This window comes from Martinezella lusitana, assembly GCF_900094565.1.
Lineage (GTDB): Bacteria > Pseudomonadota > Alphaproteobacteria > Rhizobiales > Rhizobiaceae > Rhizobium > Rhizobium lusitanum.
The window spans coordinates 58,586-82,003 of record NZ_FMAF01000019.1; the positions used below are offsets into that span (position 1 = coordinate 58,586).

20 protein-coding genes and 1 pseudogene are annotated in these 23,418 nt (G+C 60.8%); 10 read left to right on the plus strand and 11 right to left on the minus strand.

Features of this window, described 5'->3' with window-relative positions:
* Window positions 1-116 precede the first annotated feature (116 nt).
* From puuD to GA0061101_RS27135, 3 genes and pseudogenes are all read left to right on the plus strand, one after another.
* Window positions 117-1,355 (plus strand): urate hydroxylase PuuD, encoded by a 1,239-nt coding sequence (gene puuD / locus GA0061101_RS27125; protein WP_092575810.1) that lies wholly within the window; start codon window positions 117-119, stop codon window positions 1,353-1,355.
* Entirely contained in the window at window positions 1,352-2,659 is a 1,308-nt protein-coding gene (guaD, locus tag GA0061101_RS27130; protein ID WP_092575813.1) for a guanine deaminase, read from the plus strand. The genes puuD and guaD overlap by 4 nt, the downstream gene beginning before the upstream one ends.
* Before the next feature lie 47 nt (window positions 2,660-2,706).
* A pseudogene (locus GA0061101_RS27135) lies at window positions 2,707-3,845 on the plus strand (alpha-hydroxy acid oxidase).
* Here GA0061101_RS27135 and GA0061101_RS27140 read toward each other — a convergent pair.
* From GA0061101_RS27140 to GA0061101_RS27175, 8 genes are all read right to left on the minus strand, one after another.
* Complete coding sequence (locus GA0061101_RS27140) at window positions 3,842-4,582, minus strand: metallophosphoesterase family protein (RefSeq protein WP_092575816.1); 741 nt, start codon at window positions 4,580-4,582, stop codon at window positions 3,842-3,844. The pseudogene GA0061101_RS27135 and the gene GA0061101_RS27140 sit on opposite strands and share 4 nt — an antisense overlap.
* 3 nt (window positions 4,583-4,585) lie before the next feature.
* Entirely contained in the window at window positions 4,586-4,942 is a 357-nt protein-coding gene (gene uraH, locus GA0061101_RS27145; protein WP_092575819.1) for a hydroxyisourate hydrolase, read from the minus strand.
* Window positions 4,939-5,439 carry an ureidoglycolate lyase gene (locus tag GA0061101_RS27150; RefSeq protein ID WP_092575822.1) on the minus strand — a complete coding sequence of 167 codons (501 nt, stop codon included), beginning with the start codon at window positions 5,437-5,439 and terminating at the stop codon, window positions 4,939-4,941. Before GA0061101_RS27150 ends, uraH begins: the two co-directional genes overlap by 4 nt.
* 7 nt (window positions 5,440-5,446) lie before the next feature.
* On the minus strand, window positions 5,447-5,773 hold the full coding sequence (locus tag GA0061101_RS27155) for a HepT-like ribonuclease domain-containing protein (RefSeq protein ID WP_245297581.1): 327 nt from the start codon (window positions 5,771-5,773) through the stop codon (window positions 5,447-5,449).
* 106 nt (window positions 5,774-5,879) lie between these two features.
* The gene (gene uraD / locus GA0061101_RS27160; protein WP_092575824.1) at window positions 5,880-6,377 is read right to left on the minus strand and encodes a 2-oxo-4-hydroxy-4-carboxy-5-ureidoimidazoline decarboxylase; all 498 of its coding nucleotides are present in this window, start codon (window positions 6,375-6,377) and stop codon (window positions 5,880-5,882) included.
* 1 nt (window position 6,378) lies between these two features.
* Complete coding sequence (puuE, locus tag GA0061101_RS27165) at window positions 6,379-7,302, minus strand: allantoinase PuuE (RefSeq protein ID WP_092575827.1); 924 nt, start codon at window positions 7,300-7,302, stop codon at window positions 6,379-6,381.
* 167 nt (window positions 7,303-7,469) lie between these two features.
* On the minus strand, window positions 7,470-8,177 hold the full coding sequence (locus tag GA0061101_RS27170; RefSeq protein ID WP_037194932.1) for a DUF1045 domain-containing protein: 708 nt from the start codon (window positions 8,175-8,177) through the stop codon (window positions 7,470-7,472).
* A gap of 105 nt (window positions 8,178-8,282) precedes the next feature.
* Window positions 8,283-9,467, minus strand: a complete 1,185-nt coding sequence (locus GA0061101_RS27175) for an NAD(P)/FAD-dependent oxidoreductase (RefSeq protein ID WP_092575831.1) — start codon at window positions 9,465-9,467, stop codon at window positions 8,283-8,285.
* Between GA0061101_RS27175 and mnmC2 the strand changes: the two genes are divergently transcribed.
* The gene (gene mnmC2 / locus GA0061101_RS27180; protein WP_092575834.1) at window positions 9,466-10,200 is read left to right on the plus strand and encodes a tRNA (5-methylaminomethyl-2-thiouridine)(34)-methyltransferase MnmC2; all 735 of its coding nucleotides are present in this window, start codon (window positions 9,466-9,468) and stop codon (window positions 10,198-10,200) included. The genes GA0061101_RS27175 and mnmC2 overlap by 2 nt on opposite strands.
* On the opposite strand, the gene GA0061101_RS27185 is transcribed toward mnmC2, so the two are convergent.
* Window positions 10,197-13,445: a response regulator gene (locus GA0061101_RS27185; protein ID WP_092575837.1), complete on the minus strand. Its 3,249-nt coding sequence runs from the start codon at window positions 13,443-13,445 to the stop codon at window positions 10,197-10,199. The genes mnmC2 and GA0061101_RS27185 overlap by 4 nt on opposite strands.
* A gap of 215 nt (window positions 13,446-13,660) precedes the next feature.
* Here GA0061101_RS27185 and GA0061101_RS27190 point away from each other — a divergent pair, with 215 nt between their 5' ends.
* The 3 genes from GA0061101_RS27190 to GA0061101_RS27200 all read left to right on the plus strand — a co-directional run bounded on the left by GA0061101_RS27190 (window position 13,661) and on the right by GA0061101_RS27200 (window position 17,735).
* Entirely contained in the window at window positions 13,661-15,247 is a 1,587-nt protein-coding gene (locus GA0061101_RS27190) for a trimethylamine methyltransferase family protein (RefSeq protein ID WP_092575840.1), read from the plus strand.
* 143 nt (window positions 15,248-15,390) lie between these two features.
* Entirely contained in the window at window positions 15,391-15,714 is a 324-nt protein-coding gene (locus GA0061101_RS27195; RefSeq protein ID WP_092575842.1) for a hypothetical protein, read from the plus strand.
* A gap of 380 nt (window positions 15,715-16,094) precedes the next feature.
* Window positions 16,095-17,735, plus strand: a complete 1,641-nt coding sequence (locus GA0061101_RS27200) for a DEAD/DEAH box helicase (protein ID WP_047562555.1) — start codon at window positions 16,095-16,097, stop codon at window positions 17,733-17,735.
* A 50-nt stretch (window positions 17,736-17,785) separates the two neighbouring features.
* Here the strand turns inward: GA0061101_RS27200 and GA0061101_RS27205 are convergent, their stop codons facing one another.
* A complete protein-coding gene (locus GA0061101_RS27205; protein WP_092575845.1) occupies window positions 17,786-18,679 on the minus strand; it encodes a DMT family transporter in 894 nt (297 codons plus the stop codon).
* 399 nt (window positions 18,680-19,078) lie between these two features.
* Here GA0061101_RS27205 and GA0061101_RS27210 point away from each other — a divergent pair, with 399 nt between their 5' ends.
* From GA0061101_RS27210 to GA0061101_RS27220, 3 genes are read left to right on the plus strand one after another with little or no spacing between them, the layout of a single operon-like run.
* Window positions 19,079-20,488, plus strand: coding sequence for a circularly permuted type 2 ATP-grasp protein (locus tag GA0061101_RS27210; RefSeq protein ID WP_047638702.1), 1,410 nt, complete (start codon window positions 19,079-19,081; stop codon window positions 20,486-20,488).
* A 7-nt stretch (window positions 20,489-20,495) separates the two neighbouring features.
* Window positions 20,496-21,437: an alpha-E domain-containing protein gene (locus tag GA0061101_RS27215; protein WP_047562549.1), complete on the plus strand. Its 942-nt coding sequence runs from the start codon at window positions 20,496-20,498 to the stop codon at window positions 21,435-21,437.
* Window positions 21,438-21,449: 12 nt separating this feature from the next.
* Entirely contained in the window at window positions 21,450-22,268 is an 819-nt protein-coding gene (locus GA0061101_RS27220) for a transglutaminase family protein (RefSeq protein WP_037194967.1), read from the plus strand.
* 125 nt (window positions 22,269-22,393) lie between these two features.
* Here GA0061101_RS27220 and GA0061101_RS27225 read toward each other — a convergent pair whose 3' ends face one another.
* Entirely contained in the window at window positions 22,394-23,314 is a 921-nt protein-coding gene (locus GA0061101_RS27225) for a LysR family transcriptional regulator (protein ID WP_092575848.1), read from the minus strand.
* Window positions 23,315-23,418 lie beyond the last annotated feature (104 nt).

A 23,418-nucleotide genomic window follows, 5' to 3' on the forward strand; every position in this document is an offset into this window, starting at 1 on the left:
TGCGAACCGGACGCTCGACAAGGCCATGGCTTTTGACCGACGCGTCAAACTCTCCCCTTCCATCCGCCCCCAACATTTTGCAAGGTATCGAGTCGAAAGAGAAAAAGGGGAACTGAATGTATGAATACGCCATAGCGTGGGAATGGCTGGCCTTTGCCGCCCGCTGGTTCCACGTCATAACCGCGATTGCCTGGATCGGCTCGTCCTTCTATTTCATCGCGCTCGATCTCGGGCTGGTGAAGCGCCCGCATCTTCCGCCCGGCGCCTATGGCGAGGAGTGGCAGGTGCATGGCGGCGGATTCTATCATATCCAGAAATATCTCGTGGCTCCCGCACAGATGCCGGAGCATCTGACCTGGTTCAAATACGAGAGCTATTTTACCTGGCTTTCCGGCTTCCTGATGATGTGCATCGTCTATTATGGCGGCGCCAATCTCTTTCTCATCGACCGACATGTGCTTGACGTCAGCGTCCCCGTTGCCATCCTGATCTCGCTCGCCTCGCTTGTCGGCGGCTGGGTCGTCTACGACCTGCTCTGCAAATCGCCGCTCGGCAACAATACCTGGGGCCTTATGATCGTGCTCTATGCCGTCCTCGTCTTCATGGCCTGGGGCTATACGCACCTCTTCACCGGCCGCGCCGCCTTCCTGCATCTCGGCGCGTTTACCGCGACGATCATGTCCGCCAACGTCTTCATGATCATCATCCCCAATCAGAAGATCGTCGTCGCCGACTTGATCGCCGGCCGCACACCGGACCCGAAATACGGCCGTATCGCCAAGCAGCGCTCGCTGCACAACAACTACCTGACGCTGCCCGTCATCTTCTTCATGCTGTCGAACCACTATCCGCTGGCCTTCGGCACGGCCTATAACTGGATCATCGCGGCGCTGGTGTTCCTGATGGGCGTCACCATCCGCCACTGGTTCAACACGACGCATGCCCGCAAGGGCCGCCCGACCTGGACCTGGATCGTCACGCTCGTCCTCTTCATCGTCATCATGTGGCTTTCGACCGTTCCGAAGGTGCTGACCGGCGAAAAGGATGCCAATGCGGTCGCGCCCGCCTTCCAGCAATTCGCCTCGGACGCGCATTTTCCGGCCGTCAAGCAGATGGTCTCGACGCGTTGTTCCATGTGCCATGCGGCCGAGCCCGTCTATGAGGGAGTTGTCCGGCCGCCGAAAGATGTGAGGCTGGAAAATGACGCGGAAATCGCTATGCATGCCCGGGAGATCTATATCCAGGCCGGCCGCAGCCATGCCATGCCTCCCGGCAACGTCACCGAGGTGACGCCGGAGGAGCGCAAATTGCTGGTCGCCTGGTTCGAAAGCTCCGTCGGAGAAAAAAGCCAATGACCACCCTTCTGCGCGGCCGCCTGCTTTCCTTCAAGCGCGCACCGCAAGGCCTTGATGACACGGACAGCTATACTTACGAAAGCGATGGCGGCCTCCTGATCGAAAACGGCATCATCGCCGCGATCGGCCCTTACGCTACCATCAAGGCGCAGGCACCGGGCGACGTGACTGAGGTCGATCACCGGCCACACCTGATCCTGCCCGGTCTCATCGACATGCACCTGCATTTCCCGCAGATGCAGGTGATCGCCTCCTATGCCGCCAACCTGCTCGAATGGCTGAACACCTACACCTTTCCCGAGGAATGCCGCTTCGTCGAAAGCGCCCACGCAGAGCGCATCGCCACGCATTTCTATAACGAACTGATCCGCCACGGCACGACCACGGCCGTTGCATATTGCTCCGTGCACAAGACCTCAGCCGACGCCTTCTTCTCCGAAGCCATGCGCCGCAACATGCGCATGGTCGGTGGCAAGGTCATGATGGATCGGCATGCGCCGCAAGGGCTGCTCGACACACCGGAGACGGGCTATGACGAGACCCGCGAAGTGATTGCAGACTGGCATGGCAAGGGCCGCAACCACGTCGCCATCACGCCGCGCTTCGCCATTACCTCTACACCGGCACAGATGGAGGCGACGGCCGCCCTCGCCCGCGAATTCCCGGACCTGCACATCCAGACGCACCTTTCCGAGAACCACGACGAGATCAAGTTCACGGGTGAACTCTACCCGGAAGCGATCGACTATACCGATATCTATGCCCGCTACGGGCTGCTCGGCCCAAAGAGCCTGTTCGGCCACGCGATCCATCTTTCCGAGCGCGAGGCGGACGCCATGAGCGAGGCCGGCGCGGTCGCCGTGCACTGCCCGACCTCGAACCTCTTCCTCGGCTCCGGTCTCTTCCCGCTGAAGGCACTGGCACGCCGCGAAAAGCCCGTCCGCATCGGCGTCGCTACCGACATCGGCGGCGGCTCCAGCTATTCCATGCTCAGAACCATGGACGAAGCCTACAAGATCCAGCAGCTCCTCGGCGAGCGCTTGAACCCGCTGGAAAGCTATTACTATATGACCCGCGGCAACGCCGAGGCCCTCTCCCTCGTCGACAAGATCGGCACGCTGGACACCGGCACGGAGGCAGACCTCATCATCCTCAACGCCGCCGCCACGCCCGCCATGACGCTGAAGATGGAAGTGGTAAAGAGCCTGGCCGAAGAACTGTTCCTGCTGCAGACGATGGGCGACGACCGCGCTATCGCCGAAACCTATGTCGCCGGGAAGCCTATGAAGTCAATCCTGCAATAAGGCACTCCGAACCCGCCGCAACACAATCCTCGAGAAGGCAGAGAGCTATGACCGCGCCGCTTACCATTGCCGAACTGAAGAAGCTCGCACAGCGGCGCGTGCCGAAGATGTTCTTCCAATACGCCGATTCCGGTTCTTGGACGGAATCGACCTATAACGCCAACGAGGCGGACTTCGCCAAGATCAAGCTGCGCCAGCGCGTTCTCGTCGATATGTCCGATCGTTCGCTGGAAACGACCATGGTCGGCCAGAACGCCGCCATGCCGGTAGCGCTGGCACCGACGGGCCTCACCGGCATGCAGCACGCCGACGGCGAGATGCTGGCGGCGCGCGCGGCAGAGGAATTCGGCATTCCATTCACGCTGTCGACGATGAGCATCTGCTCCATCGAAGACATCGCCTCCGTGACGAAGCAGCCTTTCTGGTTCCAGCTCTACGTCATGAAGGATCGCGACTTCGTCCTGAACCTCATCGGTCGTGCCAAGGCGGCAAAATGCTCGGCGCTGGTGCTGACGGCCGACTTGCAGATCCTCGGCCAGCGCCACAACGATATCCGCAACGGCCTCTCCGCACCCCCGAAATTCACGGCGAAAAACGTCTGGCAGATGGCGACGCGGCCGGCCTGGTGCATGGAGATGCTGAAAACGAAACGTCATTCCTTCGGCAATATCATCGGTCATGCCAAGGACATCTCCGACATGACGACGCTGTCACATTGGACGCATTCGCAGTTCGATCCCAAGCTCTCCTGGAGCGACGTCGCCTGGATCAAGGAGCAATGGGGCGGCCCGCTGATCATCAAGGGCATTCTGGATGTCGAGGATGCGAAGGCAGCCGTGGATACAGGAGCGGACGCCATCATCGTTTCCAACCATGGCGGTCGCCAGCTCGACGGCGCCCCCTCTTCCATCAGCATGCTGCCGAGGATCGTCGATGCCGTCGGCGACAGGATCGAAGTGCATATGGAGGCGGTATCCGTTCGGGTCAGGACGTGCTCAAAGCCGTCGCCCTCGGCGCCAAGGGCACCTTCATCGGCCGGCCCTTCCTCTACGGCTTGGGCGCCATGGGCAAGGAAGGCGTCTCGCTGGCGCTCGAGATCATCCGCAAGGAGCTGGATATATCCATGGCGCTTTGCGGCAAGCGCGATATCAAGACGGTGGATCGGACTGTTATCGCCGAGGTCTAGCGCAACCAGCCCGTCGCCAAGCCGACCGCCCATTCCTCGCGGCCTCTTTCCGCCGCGAGTTGGGCCATCACCCCGTGATCATAGGCCATCTGCCGGAAGATCGGCAGCCAGGTATCGCCCGTCTTTTCCAGAATGGCGTAGGAGGCAAAGGGATGGCCGGCCTCGACCTTGTGATAATTGGGCAGATCGTCGTCATAGGCCGGGCAGCCGACGCTGCCGGGGTTGACGATCAGGCGCCCATCGAAAAGCCGGACGGCTCGCGGAATGTGGCTGTGACCGCACAGGATCAACGGAAAATCGATGCCGGCAGCCAGCGCTTCGATCTCCTTCAGCGGCTTCAGATAGACGTGACCGTCCGGCGAGACGGATTCCAGCCAATAGACGTTATCATCGGCGGGGGTGGCATGGCAGAGATAGGCTTCGTTCCGGTAGACCATGCTGAAAGGCAGGTTGCGCAGCCAATCGAGATGATGCTCAGCCAGCTCCGCATGAGCGGCCCGATCCGAAACATGCATCGTTTCCGGCTGCTGTTCGATCAGATACCGATCATGGTTGCCGCAAACCGTCACGGCGCCCAGCTCCAGCAGGATATCGGCCGTCTTTCCCGCCGTCAGTGGCCCGCTGAAGCAATCGCCGAGATTGACGATCTCGGCGATGCCTTGCCTGCGGATATCCTCGAGCACCGCCTCCAGCGCCAGATGATTACCGTGGACATCGGCAATAACAGCAAAACGCAAGTCTCAGCTCCCGCGATAGGTGGAATAGCCGTAAGGCGAGATCAGCAGCGGCACATGATAATGCGCAGTCGTATCGGCAATACCGAAACGGATCGGCACGAGATCGAGGAAAGCCGGATCAGGTAACTTGGCCCCAGTTGCCCGCAAATAGTCCCCAGCCCGGAAAAGTAGTTCGTAAGTCCCGACGACGAAACTATCGCCGATCAGGATAGGTCCGCCGTCCACGCGCCCGTCCGAATTGGTGGTCACCGTCTTCAGATGCGTGCGGGTATCCCCCTCGATCCTGAAAAGATCGATGATCAAGCCTTCGGCCGGCTTGCCGAGAGCTGTATCGAGCACATGGGTCGTCAGTCCGGTCATAGGGTCGGCGCTCCGATGGTGAAGGGGGTGTCGAAAAAGAATTCGACCAGATTGTTTCCCGGCCCGTCACGGTCGGCCACGAGAAAATCGCTCTGCTCGCCGAGTGCCATCAGGGGATAATGCCAGGTATTGACCCGATAGTTCACACCTTGATCACCCCGCGCCATGAAGACCTGCGGCTTGCCGGGCCTGCCGTCTTCGTCCCGCGCGACGACCACAAGAAATGGCCGGCCGTTGAGCGGCACGAAACATTGGCTGCCGAAAGGATGGCGCTCCATCATCTCGATTGTAAAGGGAAAGGCACGCGCCTGACCGCGAAACAGGTTCAGGATTACCCGAGCGCCGTCACCAATGGCTTCGGCGGTGGACAGCGCGTGGAAACGCTCCGTCGTACCGCCGTTGATGAAGCGCATGGTCGCCGGATCGGTCTCGATCACGTCGCCGAATGGCGCAAATGCCGCCTTCGTCAGAGGAAGAATGTCCAGATGCTGTGTCATTCTATGATTATTCGCCTTCCGCTCGCCAGTGGCGAATGGAGTCCAGTTGTGAGAGCAATTCCGGAACGGATGTTTGCGCCATATTCCACAAGGCCGTCAGCTCGACATCGAAATAGCCCTGCGCAATTCGATTCCGGAGGTCGCCTAGCGCATGCCAAGGCAGATTCGGATGGTCAACGACAAATTCGGGATATTCCTCCGAAATGCGCGCTGCCGCTTCGCCGAGCAACACGAGATTCATACCGACGGCACGTTGCTTCTCAGCATTCGTGAAAAAGCTGTCTCGACCAATGCCTTGAAGAAACCGGCCTATTTCGGATCCGGCCTGCTGCATGCGATCGAGATGCGTAATCAGCCGATCCAAACTCATGTTACGCAGCTCCCTTGGCCAGATACTAAGCCATCAGCGGAATGGGAAAGATAGCAGCGCTTTCCGCACATCAGCTTTCCGGAAGCATGGATTGCAGGCGCAACAGGGCGATCTTCTCAACCTGCGCCGTTGCCGTCGCAAACTCCGCCTCACGGCTATTGTCGACCCGCGTCTCGAAGGCAGCCAGAATATCGTCCTTGCCGAGGCCCTTAACCGCAACAATGAAGGGAAAGCCGAACTTGGTCACATAGGCGTCGTTGAGTTCCGTGAAGCGGGCATGTTCCGCCGGGCTCAGCCGGTCGAGCCCGGCGCCGGCCTGCTCCTTGCGGCTGTCCTCGGTAAGCTCGCCGGCAATTGCCAGCCGGCCGGCCAGATCAGGGTGAGCGCGCAGGACGCCAAGCCGCTCCTCCGCGCTCGCCGCACGGAAAATCTTGGTCAGGGCACTGTGCACGCCACCCGAGGTCAATGGTTCGACAATGAACCCTGCGTCATAGGCGCGCTCGGCGATGAAGGGCGAATGCTCGAAAACACCACCGAAACGGCTCACGAATTCGTCGCGCGATATCATCTCAGCGCTCGCCCCCTGGAAGATGATGCTGGTACCAGTGGTTGGCGATCTCGATACGCCGGGGGATCCAGACCTTATCGTGCTTCAGCACATACTCCATGAACCGCCGCAGCGCCGCAGCGCGGCCCGGACGGCCGACGAGGCGGCAATGCAAACCGACGGACATCATCTTCGGGCTGCCCTGCTTGCCCTCCTCGTAAAGCGTGTCGAAGGCATCCTTGAGGTAGGTGAAGAACTGGTCACCCGAGTTGAAGCCTTGCGGCGTGGCAAAGCGCATGTCGTTGGTTTCGAGCGTGTAGGGAATGATCAGGAACGGCTTACCATCCAAGCCATCGACCCAATAGGGCAGATCGTCGGCATAGGAATCCGAGGAATAAAGGAAGCCGCCCTCCTCCATGATAAGCCGCAGCGTATTGTCTGACGGCTTGCCCTGATACATGCCCAAGGGCCGCTCGCCGGTGATCTCGGTGTGCAGCCGCACCGCCTCGAGAATATGCTTGCGCTCCAGATCCTCCGAAAAATCCTTGTATTCCAGCCAGCGGTAGCCGTGGCTGGCAATCTCCCAGCCGGCTTCCTTCATGGCGGCGACCGCTTCGGGATTGCGCGCCATGGCAAGCGTTACGCCATAGACCGTCGCCTGGACCTTGAGTTCGGTGAACATGCGCCACAGCCGCCAAAAGCCGGCGCGCGCGCCATATTCGTAGATCGATTCCATGTTGAGGTTGCGCTGGTTCGGCCAGGCCGCAGCGCCGACAATCTCGGACAACAGGTTTTCCGAAGCCGGATCGCCGTCGAGAATACAGCTCTCTCCGCCCTCTTCGTAATTGATCACGAATTGCACCGCGACGCGAGCATCGCCCGGCCATTTCGGATCCGGCGTGTTGCGGCCGTAGCCGATGAGATTGCGGGTGTAGTTTTCCGACATTGAAGCACCTTCTCGAACAAGCCGAACGGTAGCATCCATGCAGGGAAAGTCGAGACGGAAAGTGCGAAAATCACTTTCCTTTCAATCGCAAGCCGCTAGCAGGTGAACGATGCGCCTTGGAGCCGATACGTCAGTCCAATGCCCGGGCTGCGACAATACCTGGCGTTTCAGGCGATCTTACGGGCGCTGACCTTGCCCATCGGATGCAGAGAATGCACCCGGAAAGGACCGCCGGAACCATCCTCCATCATCAAGGCAATGTTGGATACGGGAAGCGGCGCGGCAAGCGCCGGCTCGAAAAAGTCGCGTAGTACCCGTTCTATGCGTTGGATGTCGCTGGGACTGACCGTGCCGGTCAGCATCATCTGAAAGCGGAACTCATCCATCACATGCGGATGGCCCCAACGGTGCAGGTTGGCAAATTGCGTCGCCGAAAGACCGTCCGGATCGATACGTTCGAACTCGGCTTCGGTCAATGGCGCGCGATAGTGATCGAAAGCCTGAACCAGGGACGCTGCGAGAAAATTCATCTGCTGGCTTGGCGCGGAAGGAACCAGGCCCAGCGCGCCGCCAAGCCGCGCGACCTCGAGCTTCGGGATCTCGAACGGTGCGACCGTGCCGGAAAACCGCATGAGCTCGCGCAGCAACGCCGCTTCGGACATATCGTCCGCCAGGCGGAAAGGCGCCTTCAGGAGACCCATGAAACCATAGCGGCGGGGAACGGCGGTGTAGAAAGCAATCTCGTGGATGCCAAGCCCGCGAATGGCAGGCGGGTCGACCATCTCGCCGGAATAGACGTTACGGCCGAGCCAATTTGCGGCCACGAGCGTCAGCGGATCGCTCGCAGACGGCGTGAAGCAAATGGCGTAGCGCATAAAATCTCCTCCAGGGCGCGATAAACCGGCTGACCGAGCCGGGTGCTAACGGCCAAGGAGATAGGTGATTTGCGTGACAGATTGACGACCTGAAGGGGCGTATATTCACGTTTTACGTGATACGACGGCAATATGGCTCGCTAACGTGAATGTCTGCGGCAACTTGAAGCAACAGGCCATATCCGCCGCCTCCCGCACCGCCGCCTCGGCCAGCCGGTGTGCCAGTCCGAAGCTGACCTTGAAGCCGCCGGTCAATGCGATCAGGGACGGATGGTCGGGATGCGCGCCCACCATCGGGTCACGATCAACCGCCTTCGGCCGCAGGCCCGCCCAGCGTTCGAGGACCTCCGCATCGGCCAGAATCGGCGCCATGGCGCGGGCCGCGATCAGCAAGTCATCCAATTGGCCGTCCGTCGACAGTGGGTCGTCGAAGCGATTCTCGCTGGTGCTGCCGATCGCCACGAGCCCGCCCTCATGCGGGACGATATAGAGACCGTCGCGAAAGATCACCGGAAGGCTGCCGTCGACATTCGTCTTCAGCAAGGCGGCCTGACCCTTTACTGGCTGGCCCAGAGACGATTGACGGCCATGCGTCAGCCCGTCCAATATCGGGAAGGAATCACCCCCGGCCGAAAGGATGCAGCGTCCGAAGCGGATATCGCCCTCGCTCGTGGTCGCCACACCCCTCTCCGGATCGATGCCATCGATGCGCAAGCCCTCCATCAGCCGCACATGCTTGGCCCCGGCAAGAAAGTTCACCAGGACTTTCAGCAGAGCGCGCGGGGCAACACGGGCTGCGAGCGTATCGAAGACGAAACCGCTTCCGCCAGCCGACGGATCGATCCAGCCCTGAACGGGTGCAGCGCCCAGCACATGCCAGTGAAACTCACGCCCATCCTGATGCCAATGCGTTTCGGCATCCCGCGAATGACCGCGCGCGATCTCCAGCAAATGCGGCTTCGGCAGCGGGATCAGCCGACCGGCCCTACGGTACCCGGCAGAAAGCCCGGTCGCCGCCTCCAAGGCCGCAATTTCCTTTTCCAGAGATACGAGCGCATCGAATTGAAACTGCTTCTTCACGGACCATTTGTCCGGCATATGCGGCATCAGCGCGCCGAGCAGGCCGCCGCTTGCCCCCTGCCCGAAGCGGCCGGCATCGACGAGCAGTGTCTGCATGCCGAGGCGTTCGGCATGAACAGCCGCCCACAGGCCCATAATGCCGCCGCCGCCGATCAGCAGATCGACGGATGATTGACGGGCTGGTCTTGGGGGATTATCGGCTCTTTCCATGACAGATCCAGTTTCCGATCGGACGAAGGCGTCCGAAACCAATGCGGCAAGCCCGGAGCTCGAATGGCGCGACGGCGATATGCCCTATTCGACGGCTTTTGGCGACCATTTTTATTGCCAGACCGATGGCCGGCTGGAATGCGGCCATGTCTTTCTGGCCGGCAACGGCTTGCCGGCCCGCTGGCAGCAGGCACGGAACTTCCTCATCGGCGAATTGGGCTTCGGCACCGGCCTGAACTTCTGCGAGACATGGCGTCAATGGCGCCAGCAGGCGACATCGGGCTCTGAACTGCATTTCATGTCCTTCGAGCTTTACCCGATGCGGGCGGAGGAGATCGATCGCGCCCTGTCGCATTGGCCTGAGATCGACAGCGAACGCCAGGCCCTCGTTGCCGGCTGGCCAAGCGATCCACAAGGCATGGTATCGCTGAGGCTCGACGCCCACACGCGCCTGACTGTCGCCTGCGGCCCGGCGCTCGATGGCGTGCGCAACGCGCAACCAGGCTTCGATGCCTGGTATCTCGACGGGTTCGCGCCCTCGCGAAATGCCGACATGTGGTCGCCGGAACTCATGCAGGAGCTCCATGGCAAGACGGCTGCGAACGGCACTTTCGCCACCTACGCGGCCGCCGGTTTCGTACGCCGCAATCTGCAGGCGGCAGGCTTCGTCGTGGAGCGGCGGCAGGGCTTTGCCGGCAAGCGGGAAATGCTCTGCGGGGTCAAGCCGGCTTAACTGCTGGAGCGATCGGCCTGAAGAGCCGCATCGCCAAGCCAACGCTGCATCTTGGCCTCGAGAAGCTCGGGGCTGATCGGTTTCGACAGGCAGTCGTCCATGCCCGCCTCCATGCACATCACGCGATCCACATCCAGCGCATGCGCCGTGACCCCGATGATGGGCACGTGCCAACCCTGTCCGACTTGCGCCTCGACCTGCCGGATCATTCGCGTCGCCTGATGGCCATTCATGACGGGCATGGTGACGTCCATCAGGATCATCGACGGCCGCAACTGGCGCCATGCATCCACAGCCGCCTGACCGTTCTCTACGACGAGGAAGCGCAGGCCCGTCGCCTGCAGAATTTGCGTGAACACGATCTGATTCACCTCATTGTCCTCGGCGACGAGAACGTCGATGGCATTGCCGGGTTTTGGCGAGGCCATCTGTTCGGTGGTCCCGATCGCGGCAGCGGCTTCAGCCTCCAGCGGCGATGATCTGACACCGGCGCCTGTCTGGCCGTTGGTCTTCCGCCTGCGCGATGTGCGCACGACGTCGATAATCGTGCTGCGCAAAACATTGGCGCGCACCGGCTTCATCAGATGCACCTGGCCGTTGACGGCCGTGAACTCCTTGTCGTAGCCGACAACACCCATCGATGTGAGAAACATCATGGGCACTGAGTCGAAGCGGGAATCGGCGCGAACGGCACGCGCGACCTGATAGCCGTTCATACCGGGCATACTGTAATCGATGATCAGGGCATCAACAGGCACGCCCATGTCGAAAGCGGCGTCCAGAATGGCGAGCGCGGTCTTGCCGTCCTCGGCCGCGTAGCCGTCGAACCCCCATTGCGCCAATTGCCCGGTCAATATGCGCCGATGGATCTCATTGTCTTCCACGACCAGGATGCCGACGCCCTTGACGTTGGCCGGCAGATCCGGAGATTTGCCGCGCTCGGCAACCAGCGGCATAGGCAGATCGACGGTGAAGACCGATCCCTTGCCCCATTCGCTTTCGATTGAGAGCGAACCGCCGAAAAGATCGACCAGACCGGCCGTGATAGAGAGACCGAGGCCGGAGCCCTCGAGACGGCGCGCGAAGGATGAATCCGCCAGCGAGAACTTCTCGAAAATGGTATCGAGCTTTTCATCGGGAATGCCTATGCCCGTGTCCTCGACGCGCAGCGTCAGCACCGAGTCGCTTCCGGGGGACGACTGGCTATCCAGTTCGACCAATACATGGCCGCGCTCGGTAAATTTGATCGCGTTGCCGACGAGGTTGGTGACGATCTGGCGGAAACGCCCGGCATCCCCAAGCATCGCGGCAGGCACGCCGGGCGCTGTGCGCACCAGCAATTCGATATGCTTCTCCGCCGCGGCAGCCGCCATCAGCGTCGCAACATCCTCGACCGCCTCCACCGGATCGAATGCCACCTTGCGCAGATGCATTTCGCCGGTGTCGATCTTCGAGAAGTCGAGAATATCGTTGATAATGGTCAGAAGGGCGGTACCCGACTTGACGATGATGTCGACAAACGTCTTCTGCCGGGCGTCGAGATCGGTCTTGCCAAGCAATTCCGCCATGCCCAGAACTCCGTTCATCGGCGTGCGGATTTCATGACTCATATTCGTCAGGAATTCGGACTTCGCACGATCCGCCGCATTGCTGCGAGCCAGCAGAAGCTGCAGATCCGCTTCGCGCTCCTTCATTTCGGTGACATCCGTCAGCACGACGATCCAACGGCGATGCTCGCCGACCGCGGCATCGAGCTGCATCCACCGGTCGCCGACGACCTGGAACACGGCAGAGATCGGCTTGCCGGCCGCGATGCTCTCGCCCCAGCACTCGCGCACGGTCTCCGGATCGTCGCCGAAATCGCCCCGTCCGGCGCAATAATCGAACGCGACCGACCAGTTCCTGCCGACCTCCAGGCTTTCCGCCGGCAGCTTCAGCATGTCCTTCAGCGTTTCGTTTGCCAGCACGATCACGCCGTCCTGCACGATCAGGAGCCCTTGACACATGGCCTGCATCGCGTCGGCCATCAACCCCCCAAGGCGCTCCAGCGCCAGGCGGGTCTCGGTGATCTCCTGGGATTGCTGTCGCACGGAAGAAATATCCGTGTAGGACACCAAGGTCCGGCCATTCGAAATACGGCGTGCATCGATGATGACGGACTTGCCGTCGGCAAAATTCACTTCCGTCTGCAGATGCGGCCCTGCCTTGCGCAGGGCGGCCAGGCGCGCCTCATAGATGTCGTCGACGCTACGGTAGTCGGAGCCGAAGCGCTCGAGCTCGAAGTGCTTGGCGATGAGATCGCGATAAGGCCGGCCTTCGAAACGCTCGTCCTTGCAGAACCCCCAAATGTCGTAGCAGGCATCGTTGACGTATTCCACGATGTAGTCGCTGTTGTGGATCAAAACGCCGATCGGCATCGAACGGAGAGTATTGTCGAGATCCTGATGCAGCGCCTCGGCGCGGGCTTGCGCCTCCATCAATTGCGTTTCTCGCTGCCTCAGCGCCGACGTATCGGTTATGGAGCCAACGACATAGTGGCCGCCATCGGATGTTACGGCGCGGTTGACGCGAATCTTGACAGGATGCTTGATCTGCTGCCGATCCACCATTTCGCTTTCGAATTCGTGCCCACGCCCGTCCTTCAGCGCAACCTCGTTTTCGGCAAAGAAGTCATCCGCGCCGACATCGAACATCTCATGCTCGGTCTTGCCAAGCATTTCCTCGCGGTCGAGCCCGGTGATGGCGGCATGAGCCGCGTTGGCATAGATCAGCCGATGGTTGGCATCGCGCACGAACGTCGCAACCGGCAGATCCTCCAGAACTGTGCGGAAAAAACCGACCTCATCGAGGCTCCCACGCTCTTTCCCGTCAGTCGACATATCGTCGGATGCGGCCGGCGCGTCGACAGACATGCCGAACACATAGACGCGGTCTTCCGAAGGTGAAAAGCTTTCGATCTGCATGTGGGCGCGCTGACGACCCGTGGGATCGAAGCAGAGCGCCGTCTCCTCGGAGCCGAAGACGAGCGCACGCCGCTCCCTGTCTTCCCGGTCGGCGCTTTCGACGGCGTCGAGCACATCGTGGCTGCGGTTGCCGATGAAATCGGAGATATCGCGCTGGAAGAAGCGCGCATAGGCCTCGTTGACGGCGACGTAGCGCAGCTCGCTGTTCTTGATATAGGCCGGCCTATCCAGATTGGCGATCCGGCGGCAGGCCATCTCCAGCAGTTCACCGTCCAGATTCAACGGGATCTCTCTTCTCACCGCACACGATAGTTCATGAAACGACGCTCTATCACAAATCGCTTTAACAACGCGTTAACCATGTTTAACCCGGCATGCAACGTCGCGTTCAGGCCATGCACTATCCTATAACGGTCATGCCTTCGTCGCAAACGACGGCGGCACGGCGCTCTAAACTCTGCCAAGAATCCTCCGGCGGACAATTGGGAGCGAGCATTATGAGCGACGAAGATAGCCTGACCCTGAACGAATCGGAGACCACGGCGGCTCCAGTCGAACGGCGAAGACGGACAGGCGGGCGCGGCGGCGAACGCAGCCGCAAGCCGAGCGGCGCGAAGTATCTCAATCTCGTCAACAATCTCGCCCGCACGGAGCTTCTGTCGCCCGAAACCCTGGACGACATTCATGAGGCATCGCTGACCATCCTCGAAGAGATCGGCATGGATATCATCCTGCCGGAAGCGCGCGACCGCATGAAGGCAGCCGGTGCCGACGTCACGCCGGGCAAGGAGCGCGTCCGCTTCGACCGCAACCTGATCCTTGAGCTGATCGCCTCCGCGCCCTCGACCTTTACCCTCCATGCCCGCAATCCCCTTAGAAACGTCGAGATCGGCGGCCGCAACCTCGTCTTCGCCCAGGTCGCCTCGGCTCCCTTCGTCGCCGATCGCGAAGGTGGCAGGAGAGCCGGCAATCAGGAAGACTTCCGCAAGCTGATCAAGCTTGCCCAGTCCTTCGACATCATCCACATGACCGGCGGCTATCCGGTCGAGCCCATCGATATCCATGCATCGGTGCGCCATCTCGACTGCCTGTCCGACATCGTGAAGCTCACCGACAAGGCCTTCCACTGCTATTCGCTCGGCAAGCAGCGCAATCTCGACGCGATCGAGATCGCCCGCATCGGACGCGGCATCAGCATGGAGCAGATGGAGCGCGAGCCGTCTCTTTTCACCATCATCAACTCCTCCTCGCCGCTGCGCCTTGACGGGCCGATGCTGCAGGGCATCATCGAAATGTCGTCGCGCGGACAGGTGGTGGTCGTCACGCCGTTTACCTTGGCGGGTGCGATGGCGCCGGTGACGATTGCCGGCGCGCTGGTGCAGCAGAATGCCGAAGCACTGTGCGGCATCGCCTTCACCCAGATGGTGCGCAAAGGCGCGCCGGTCATGTACGGCGGCTTCACCTCGAACGTCGACATGAAGACGGGCGCGCCTGCTTTCGGCACGCCGGAATACATGAAGGCTGTCATCTGCGGCGGCCAGCTCGCCCGCCGCTATGGCATCCCCTACCGAACCTCGAACACCAACGCTTCCAACACGCTCGACGCCCAGGCGGCCTACGAATCGGCGCTTTCTCTCTGGGCCCTGACCCAGGGCGGCGGCAATTTCGTGCTGCATGCCGCCGGGTGGAGCGAAGGTGGCCTGACGGCTTCCTTCGAGAAATTCATCCTCGATGTCGATATGCTGCAGATGGTCGCCGAATTCCTGACGCCGCTGGATGTCAGCAGCGATGCCCTGGCGCTCGACGCCGTGCGCGACGTCGGCCCCGGCGGACACTATTTCGGCACAGCGCACACGCTTGCCCGCTATGAGACCGCCTTCTATTCCCCGATCCTCTCGGACTGGCGAAATTATGAGACCTGGACCGAAGCCGGGAGGCCGACAACCTACGATCATGCCAACCGCGTCTTCAAGGAAACGCTCGCCCGCTATGAGCGTCCCCCGCTTGATCCGGCAATCGAGGAAGAGCTCGACGCTTTCGTGGCCAGGCGCAAGCAAGAAGGCGGCGTTCCCACAGATTTCTAAAGGGAAATCAATAGGTTCACCTATTCCATCATGAACAAAATTTAATGTCGCGGCCGTCTTTTTAGCCGCGACTTCGCCCCGTTTCCCGCGCACCGTCAAGCTCGGCTTCGGCTTGGAGGCCTCTTTTTGGGAAAGGGATTTCGATGTCTTTGCTTCGCACTTTAACCACGGCCGGCATGATCGCGCTGACGCTCGGCAGCGCTGCCGCCGTAACCGCCACCAATGCCAGCGCCTCCGATCGCGGCGCATTCTTCGGCGGCCTTGCCGCCGGTGTCGTCGGCGGCGCTCTGGCGGCCGAAGCGGTACGACCGGCATACCCGGCCTATCCCGCCTACTATTCTGAATATCCGGCGTATTACGAAGGCCCAGCCTATGAACGGGTCTATGTGCGCCCCTATCCGAGCTGCTATTGGGCATGGCGTCACGATGGCTGGGGCCGTGCCTACCGTGTCGAGGTCTGCCGTTGAGGCTTGAAACGCCACCGCGCCAAGAATGCGCCTATCAGAATTCCAGAGCCGAAGATGCCGCCGGATTTCCGGCGGTATTTGTATGTCCATGAAGGAAAGCTTCCGGCGCCCTCTTGACTTTGGCCGGGAATAAGACCAAATGCCGCTCAGCTTTCACCTTCCGGCCGCCGCGTGAGCGTGCCCTGCGGGACTTAGACGTACGCAAGAGAAGGACAAAAGCGCTTTAGATAACGAGACCGCACCCAAGGCGGTCAGATGCGCTGGAAAGCTTTTTCCAACTTACAAGTTCCCACTTCACGCGGGGTTCTTGACGCCAGAGACAGACCGGACCGCATGGTGCGATCCGGCCTATTTGCTTTGGCGCCCCGAAAGGTACTGAATTGACCGATTTTAACTCGCTTGGTCTCTCCAAGCAGATCGTCGATACGCTGTCGCAGAACAATTTCACGACGCCGACGCCAATCCAGGCTCAGGCTATCCCGCTTGTTCTCCAGGGCCGCGATCTCATCGGCCTCGCCCAGACCGGCACCGGCAAGACTGCCGCCTTCGGCCTGCCGATCATCGAAATGCTGTTGAAGGACGCCAAGCGCCCCGACAACCGCACCGTCCGCACCCTGATCCTCGCCCCCACCCGCGAACTGGTGAACCAGATCGCTGACAACCTGAAGCTCTTCGTCCGCAAGACGGCGCTCAGGATCAACGTCGTCGTCGGTGGCGCCTCCATCAACAAGCAGCAGCTCCAGCTCGAGCGCGGCACCGATATTCTCGTCGCCACCCCCGGCCGCCTGCTCGACCTCATCAGCCGCCGCGCCCTGTCGCTCGGTCAGGTCAGCTACCTCGTCCTTGACGAAGCCGACCAGATGCTCGACCTAGGCTTCATTCACGATCTGCGCAAGATCTCAAAGATGGTCCCGGCCAAGCGCCAGACCATGCTGTTCTCGGCCACCATGCCGAAGGCAATCGCCGATCTCGCTTCCGAATACCTGACCAATCCGGTCACGGTCGCAGTCTCGCCTCCCGGCAAGGCCGCCGACAAGGTGGAGCAGTATGTCCACTTCGTTTCTGGTCAGAACCATAAGACCGAGATCCTCAAGGAAACGATTTCCGCCAATCCGGATGGCCGCGCCATGGTCTTCCTGCGCACCAAGCATGGCGCCGAGAAGCTGATGAAGCATCTCGAACATGTCGGCTTTGCCGCCGCCTCCATCCACGGCAACAAGAGCCAGGGTCAGCGCGAGCGCGCCCTCAAGGGCTTCCGTGACGGCGAAGTCCGCGTTCTCGTCGCCACCGACGTCGCTGCCCGCGGCATCGACATCCCCGGCGTCACGCATGTCTACAACTACGATCTGCCGGAAGTGCCTGACGCCTACGTCCACCGCATCGGCCGCACGGCGCGCGCCGGTCGCGACGGCATCGCCATCGCCTTCTGCGCTCCGGATGAAATCCGCCTGCTGCGCGACATCGAACGCCTGATGGCCATCGATATCGCCGTTGCCAGCGGCGAGGCTCCGGCCGATCGCGGCCGCCCGGTTCGCGCCAACAACCGCGCAGGCGGTCGTGGCGGTCAGGCCCCAGGCCAAGGTCGTGGTGGTGCGGGTCAGGGACGTCCCGAAGGCCGTCCCGCACGTCCGGCTCGCCGTCCTCATCGCGAGGGCGAAGCCGGCGAAGCCCGCGCCCATAACGGCGAGCGTCAGGAACGTCGTCCGCAGCGCGAAAACAATCGCAATGCCGACTTCCGCGGCCAACGTCGCGACGAGCGCACGCCGCGCCCGGAAGTGGACAATGATCTCACGTCGACGTCCGATTTTCGTCCGGCCAAGAAGCCGCAGCACAATGGCCACGCAAATGCCAATGGCGCAGCCCACGAAGCCGGCGCCCATCGCGGTCCCCGCCACGCGCACGGCCGCCCCACGGGTCGCCACGACGATCGTGGCCAGAACGCTCAGGGCGAACAGCGCAAGGACGGCGGCATGAAGCGCCGCGGCCCCGGCAACGGCGGCCAGCGCCGCGAACGCGCTTGAACGAATACAAAGGGGGTCGATCGGCCCCCTTTTTTTATAACCTATGATGCCTATTCCGGCACAACATCCGCTGTACGCCGGTTGGTCAGGTAGACGCCGATCACCACGACGGCCGTGCCGATGATGATCGGCAGGGTCAGCGGCTCGCCGAAGGCGATCGCCGCTTCGATGGCGACTGCCGGCGGCATCAGATAGATCAGCGATGCGGCGCGCGAGACCTGGCCTCGGCGGATGAGATAAAGCAGCAGGCCGACCCCGCCCATCGACAGACCGAAGACCGACCAGAGAAGAGACAGGATCGCCGTCTGCGTGCCGTCAAAATGCAGGCCCTCGAATATGAAGGCCAGCGGCACGGTGACGATCAAAGCGCCGACATATTGCAACGTTGCAATGGTGCGAAGATCGCCGGTCTGCAGATAGCGTTTCTGGTAAAGGGTGCCGTAGGTCACCGATGCCATCGCCAGTAGATTGACAGCAAGCGGAACCACGGCCTGCCAGAGATTGGCCGTCTCCGGCGTCAGCAGCTTCGGCGAGATGGCGATCGCAATACCGATAAACCCGAGCAGCAGGCCAAGGCGCTGGACAGGCTGCAGGCGCTCGCCGACGAGAAACGGCGCCGCCATGGCCGTCATCAATGGCTGCAGGGCCGCGATGATGCCGGCCATGCCGGCCGGCACACCCTCGGCGATCGCCCACCAGAGGCCGCCGAGATAGATGCCGTGCAGGAAGATACCGGAATAAACAGCCCGAAACACGCTCGACCAATCGCGCGGCCACCGGGCGCCGGTAACCGAACAGAGCAGCACGAAGGCAAGCGCCGACAGGCTGTAGCGGATCATCAGAAAGGTGAACGGACCTGAATGCAGCGAGGCGTATTTGGCAACGATCCAGCCGGTGGACCAGAGAACGACGAAGATCGCCGGCGCGAATTTATCGAGGGACATGGAAGGCTGACCGATGTGCGTTTGATGCGCGGAAGCCGGAATCGGAGTCGAATTCGGAGTGTCGCGCGGGGAGCTAAAGGCTGATAGACGATGGCGGCGGAACCGTCAAAATCCATCTGCTGAAAGCAGCCATCAATTTTTCTTCACCCCGCGCTCACGATCGCCCAGGCTTAGGAAACCTCATCTGCCACCTAGGCGTTCAGTCTTCGAATGAAGCAGATGCTCAAATTTTGATCTGAGTCCTGCGACAAGGTTCGACGAATAACGGCCGCGCCACCCTTAAATGCCCGCAAATCCGGCATTTTTCCGCGCTGCGAAATTTGTATCGGTAACTGCGCATACTTCTTGCATTGTAAAAACCGTTGTATTCAAATGGGTAAAAACACGGGGACCGCACCTTTGGCATTTGATGAAATGATTACTGCGGATGAAAGTCCGCGCGAACCTTACCAAAAATACTTCGAATGGTACTCCGGCCAGGACAGAGGCCATCTCATTGCCAAATCCCGAGATGCGGAAAACATATTCCGAAAGACGGGAATTACCTTCGCAGTCTACGGACACGCAGACTCCTCGGAAAAACTCATCCCCTTCGATATCATCCCCCGCATCATCTCCGGTCGCGAATGGCGCAAGCTCGCCCAGGGCATCGAACAGCGGGTCATCGCCCTTAACGCTTTCCTCCATGACATCTATCACAAGCAGGAAATCATCCGCGCCGGACGCATCCCGCGCGAGCTGATCGAGAAGAACGACGCCTTCCTGCCCGAGATGATCGGCTTTCGCCCGCCGGGCGGCGTCTACACGCATATCGTCGGCACGGACATCGTGCGCACGGGCGAAGACCAGTTCTACGTGCTTGAGGACAATGCCCGCACGCCTTCCGGCGTCAGCTACATGCTGGAAAACCGCGAAACGATGATGCAGATGTTCCCCGAGCTGTTTCACCAGAACAAGGTGCAGCGCGTCGAGGACTATCCGCTGCTGCTGCGCCAGAGCCTCGCCTCGCTCGCCCCTCCCGGCTGCAAGGGCAAGCCCCGCGTCGCCGTGCTGACGCCCGGCATCTACAATTCGGCCTACTACGAGCACTCCTTTTTGGCCGACATGATGGGCGTGGAGCTGGTCGAAGGCTCGGATCTGCGCATCATCGACGGCAAGGTGAAGATGCGCACTACGCGAGGCTATGAAGCCATCGACGTGCTCTACCGCCGCGTCGACGACGATTTCCTCGATCCCCTCACCTTCCGTCCGGAATCCGCACTCGGCGTTCCCGGCATCATGGATGTCTATCGCGCCGGAGGCATCACCATCGCCAATGCGCCTGGCACGGGTATTTCCGACGACAAGGCAATCTATTCCTACATGCCGGAGATCGTCGAATTCTACACCGGCCGCAAGCCGATCCTCGAAAACGTGCCGACCTGGCGCTGTTCGGAGCCCGACAGCCTGCAATACGTGCTGGACAATCTGGCCGATCTCGTCGTCAAGGAAGTGCACGGCTCCGGCGGCTACGGCATGCTTGTGGGACCGACCGCCTCGAAGAAGGAGCGGACGGAATTCGCCGAGAAGCTGAAGAGCAGGCCGAACAATTACATCGCCCAGCCGACCCTTTCCCTGTCGACGGTGCCGATCCTGGTCAACAAAGGCATCGCGCCCCGTCATGTGGATCTGCGCCCCTATGTTCTTGTTTCCGACAAGGTGCGGATCATTCCCGGCGGCCTGACCCGCGTGGCGCTGAAGGAAGGCTCGCTGGTGGTCAATTCCAGCCAGGGCGGCGGCACCAAAGATACCTGGGTTCTGGAGGACTGAAACGGACATGCTTGGAAGAACCGCGAATGGCCTCTACTGGATGTTCCGTTACATCGAGCGAGCCGAAAACATAGCCCGCCTCGTCGATGCCGGCCAGCGCATGTCGCTGACGCGCAGCGGCGCAGTGGAAGACGACTGGGACGGCGTCCTGCAAAGCGCCGGCGTGCGCGAAGCCTATGACGAAGTGCACAGCAAACTCACGGGCGCCGACGCGATCGACTACCTGATGCGCGACCGCTCCAATCCGTCGAGCGTCATGTCCTGCATCGAATATGGCCGCAACAATGCCCGCATGGTGCGCACGGCGCTGACCCGCGACACCTGGGAAGCGACCAACGAATGCTGGATCGAGCTTAAGACCTTGCTCGGCAAGCGGCTGAAAACAGCCGAACTGCCGGAGACGATCGACGTCATCAAGCGCCGTGCCGGATTGATCCGCGGTGCCTTCCACGGTTCGATGCTGCGCAACGAGCTCTATAACTTCGCCCGCATGGGCACCTTCATCGAACGCGCCGACAATACGGCCCGCATCCTCGACGTAAAATATTACGTCCTGCTGCCGTCGGTCTCCCATGTCGGCTCTTCGCTCGATAACGCGCAGTGGGAATCGATCCTGCGATCCGTCTCGGCGCACCGGGCCTACAAATGGGCCTACGATCCCGAATACAAGCCGGCCAACATCGCCGACTTCCTGATCCTGAACGGTCAGATGCCGCGGTCGCTCGCCTATTGTTATGAGAAGATCGTTGGTAACATCAGCTTTCTCAGTGCCGAATACGAGACGAGGCTGCCTGCAAACGATACTGCCGAAGCCATTCGTCAGTTGCTGCAGAACCTCACGATCAAGAACATCATGGATCAGGGGCTGCATGAATTCCTGGAGGATTTCGTCGCGCGCAACAACAAGCTCGGCGCCGAGATTTCCGACGGCTACCGGTTCTATGAGTAAGCGGGCGACATTATGAAACTGACGATCAGCCACATCACGGAATATCGCTACGACGAACCGTCGCAGTTCTCGCTGCAGCGCCTGCGGCTGACGCCGCTGACCGGCATCGGCCAGACGGTCCATGACTGGAAGCTCACGGTGGAAGGCGCGCGTCCGGAAGTCGAATATGATGACCAGTTCGCCAATCGCGTAACGCTCGTCTCGCTCGACGGCGAGCAGGATTCGACCCGGATCGTCGCTACCGGCGAGATCGAAACGCAGGACGTGAACGGTGTTATCGGCCCGCATAGCGGCTTCGGTCCGCTCTGGCTCTTCCTGCGGGACACGCCGCGCACCAAGGCCGGCAAGCTGACGAAGGAGATGCTGCGTGGCATCTCCGGAGACAATGAACTTGGCAAGATGCACGCGCTGATGAGCGCAATTCATCAGACGGTGGAATACAAGCCCGGCACCAGCGACACCGAAACAACAGCCGAGCAGGCGCTGGAAAGCAAGAGCGGCGTCTGCCAGGACCACGCCCATATCTTCATCGCCGCCGCACGCGCATTGCGCATTCCAGCGCGCTACATCTCCGGCTATCTCATGATGGAAGGCAAGAACGAACAAGCCGCCACCCACGCCTGGGCCGAAGCGCATATTCCCGGCCTCGGCTGGGTCGGCTTCGACCCCGCCAACGACGTCTGCCCGGACGAACGCTACGTCCGCATAGCCACCGGCCTCTGCTACCGTGACGCCGCCCCCGTCTCCGGCATGCGCGTGGGCACGCCGGGTGAAAGCCTCACGGTGAAGGTAACGGTCGCGAGCCAGGGGCAGAGCCAAAGCCAGAGCTGATTTGTGGGAATTCAGTCTGCCGAAGATATCTTTGCTGAGCGTTCTGCATACTCAACTTTTGCAGAATGCCAGTTTTAGTAGCGTCGTGAGATTCAGTCGCAAAAACCCGGCTTTAAGAGGGGTCTTCACGACAATGCCGTAGCCGGTTGGAAGGTCCCACCTTGGGAAGTCAGACTTGCAACCATGAAATCCACAAAAGCACGAACCTTCGGTGAAAGTTGGCGATTGGATTGCCAGACGAGGGAGAGCGAACCGAAAGGAATCATGAACGACGTAAGAACCGGGGTGAGCACGCCGGTCTGGATGTATGGCTCCGCGACATAGGCGGGCAGATGGGAAAGCCCCAGCCCATCCAAAGTCGCCCGCAATCCTGCGTCAGTATTGTTGAAGATGAGGTTTCTTGGCAGGATAAGCCGGTCGTGGGGAGTCCGGAATGCCCAGAGCGCAATGCGTCCGCTGGATGGATATTTGAAGTGAATGCAGGCATGCCCGGCAAGATCAGCCGGTGTCTGCGGGCGGCCTCGTCGCTGGACATATTCGGGGCTCCCGCAGACAACGAAATGCTGCTGTCCGAGGACGCGGGCGATCAATCCACTATCGGCCAGCTCACCGCTGCGGACAACGACATCCACTCCCTCGGCAACGAGATCCACCACCCGATCCTCGAAATCAATGTCCAGCTCGATCTCCGGGAAGGATTCGACGAAGGATCGCAGGATCGGCATGAAGAGATGATGCCCGACGATATGAGGCATACTGACGCGTAAGCGTCCTGCTGGTCGGTTCCGACTCTGAAGAATGACCGCCTCGGCATCTCCAAGGTCTTCAAGGATACGCTTGCAGCGTTCATAGAACACCACGCCCTCCTCGGTCAGGCTCATGCTACGTGTCGTGCGATTGAAGAGCCGCACCCCGAGGTGTGCTTCGAGACGGCCTACCGCCTTGCTAATGGCGGATGGAGATGCCCCCGTGATGCGTGCAGCTGCCACATAGCTCTGCTGTTCGGCGGCGTGAACAAACGCGGCAATGCCCGTCAAGCTTTCCATGACGTCTCCAATTGAAGAAATTTTGTCCTTTAAGTAGTTCTATTTCCCGTATTTTATCAACATTAAAGATAAAATATCCTTCGACTTCAGCTTTGCAGGCACCG

Excerpts from the sequence above, each read along its gene's own strand:
- GA0061101_RS27195 (WP_092575842.1), top strand. The coding sequence starts at position 15,391 with ATGTCTTTGCTTCGCACTTTAACCACGGCCGGCATGATCGCGCTGACG.
- uraH (WP_092575819.1), bottom strand. The coding sequence starts at position 4,942 with ATGACCGGACTGACGACCCATGTGCTCGATACAGCTCTCGGCAAGCCG.
- mnmC2 (WP_092575834.1), top strand. The coding sequence starts at position 9,466 with ATGACAGATCCAGTTTCCGATCGGACGAAGGCGTCCGAAACCAATGCG.
- GA0061101_RS27150 (WP_092575822.1), bottom strand. The coding sequence starts at position 5,439 with ATGACACAGCATCTGGACATTCTTCCTCTGACGAAGGCGGCATTTGCG.
- GA0061101_RS27175 (WP_092575831.1), bottom strand. The coding sequence starts at position 9,467 with ATGGAAAGAGCCGATAATCCCCCAAGACCAGCCCGTCAATCATCCGTC.
- uraD (WP_092575824.1), bottom strand. The coding sequence starts at position 6,377 with ATGATATCGCGCGACGAATTCGTGAGCCGTTTCGGTGGTGTTTTCGAG.
- GA0061101_RS27190 (WP_092575840.1), top strand. The coding sequence starts at position 13,661 with ATGAGCGACGAAGATAGCCTGACCCTGAACGAATCGGAGACCACGGCG.
- GA0061101_RS27225 (WP_092575848.1), bottom strand. The coding sequence starts at position 23,314 with ATGGAAAGCTTGACGGGCATTGCCGCGTTTGTTCACGCCGCCGAACAG.
- GA0061101_RS27155 (WP_245297581.1), bottom strand. The coding sequence starts at position 5,773 with ATGCAGCAGGCCGGATCCGAAATAGGCCGGTTTCTTCAAGGCATTGGT.
- GA0061101_RS27205 (WP_092575845.1), bottom strand. The coding sequence starts at position 18,679 with ATGTCCCTCGATAAATTCGCGCCGGCGATCTTCGTCGTTCTCTGGTCC.
- puuD (WP_092575810.1), top strand. The coding sequence starts at position 117 with ATGTATGAATACGCCATAGCGTGGGAATGGCTGGCCTTTGCCGCCCGC.
- GA0061101_RS27170 (WP_037194932.1), bottom strand. The coding sequence starts at position 8,177 with ATGCGCTACGCCATTTGCTTCACGCCGTCTGCGAGCGATCCGCTGACG.
- GA0061101_RS27220 (WP_037194967.1), top strand. The coding sequence starts at position 21,450 with ATGAAACTGACGATCAGCCACATCACGGAATATCGCTACGACGAACCG.
- GA0061101_RS27215 (WP_047562549.1), top strand. The coding sequence starts at position 20,496 with ATGCTTGGAAGAACCGCGAATGGCCTCTACTGGATGTTCCGTTACATC.
- puuE (WP_092575827.1), bottom strand. The coding sequence starts at position 7,302 with ATGTCGGAAAACTACACCCGCAATCTCATCGGCTACGGCCGCAACACG.
- guaD (WP_092575813.1), top strand. The coding sequence starts at position 1,352 with ATGACCACCCTTCTGCGCGGCCGCCTGCTTTCCTTCAAGCGCGCACCG.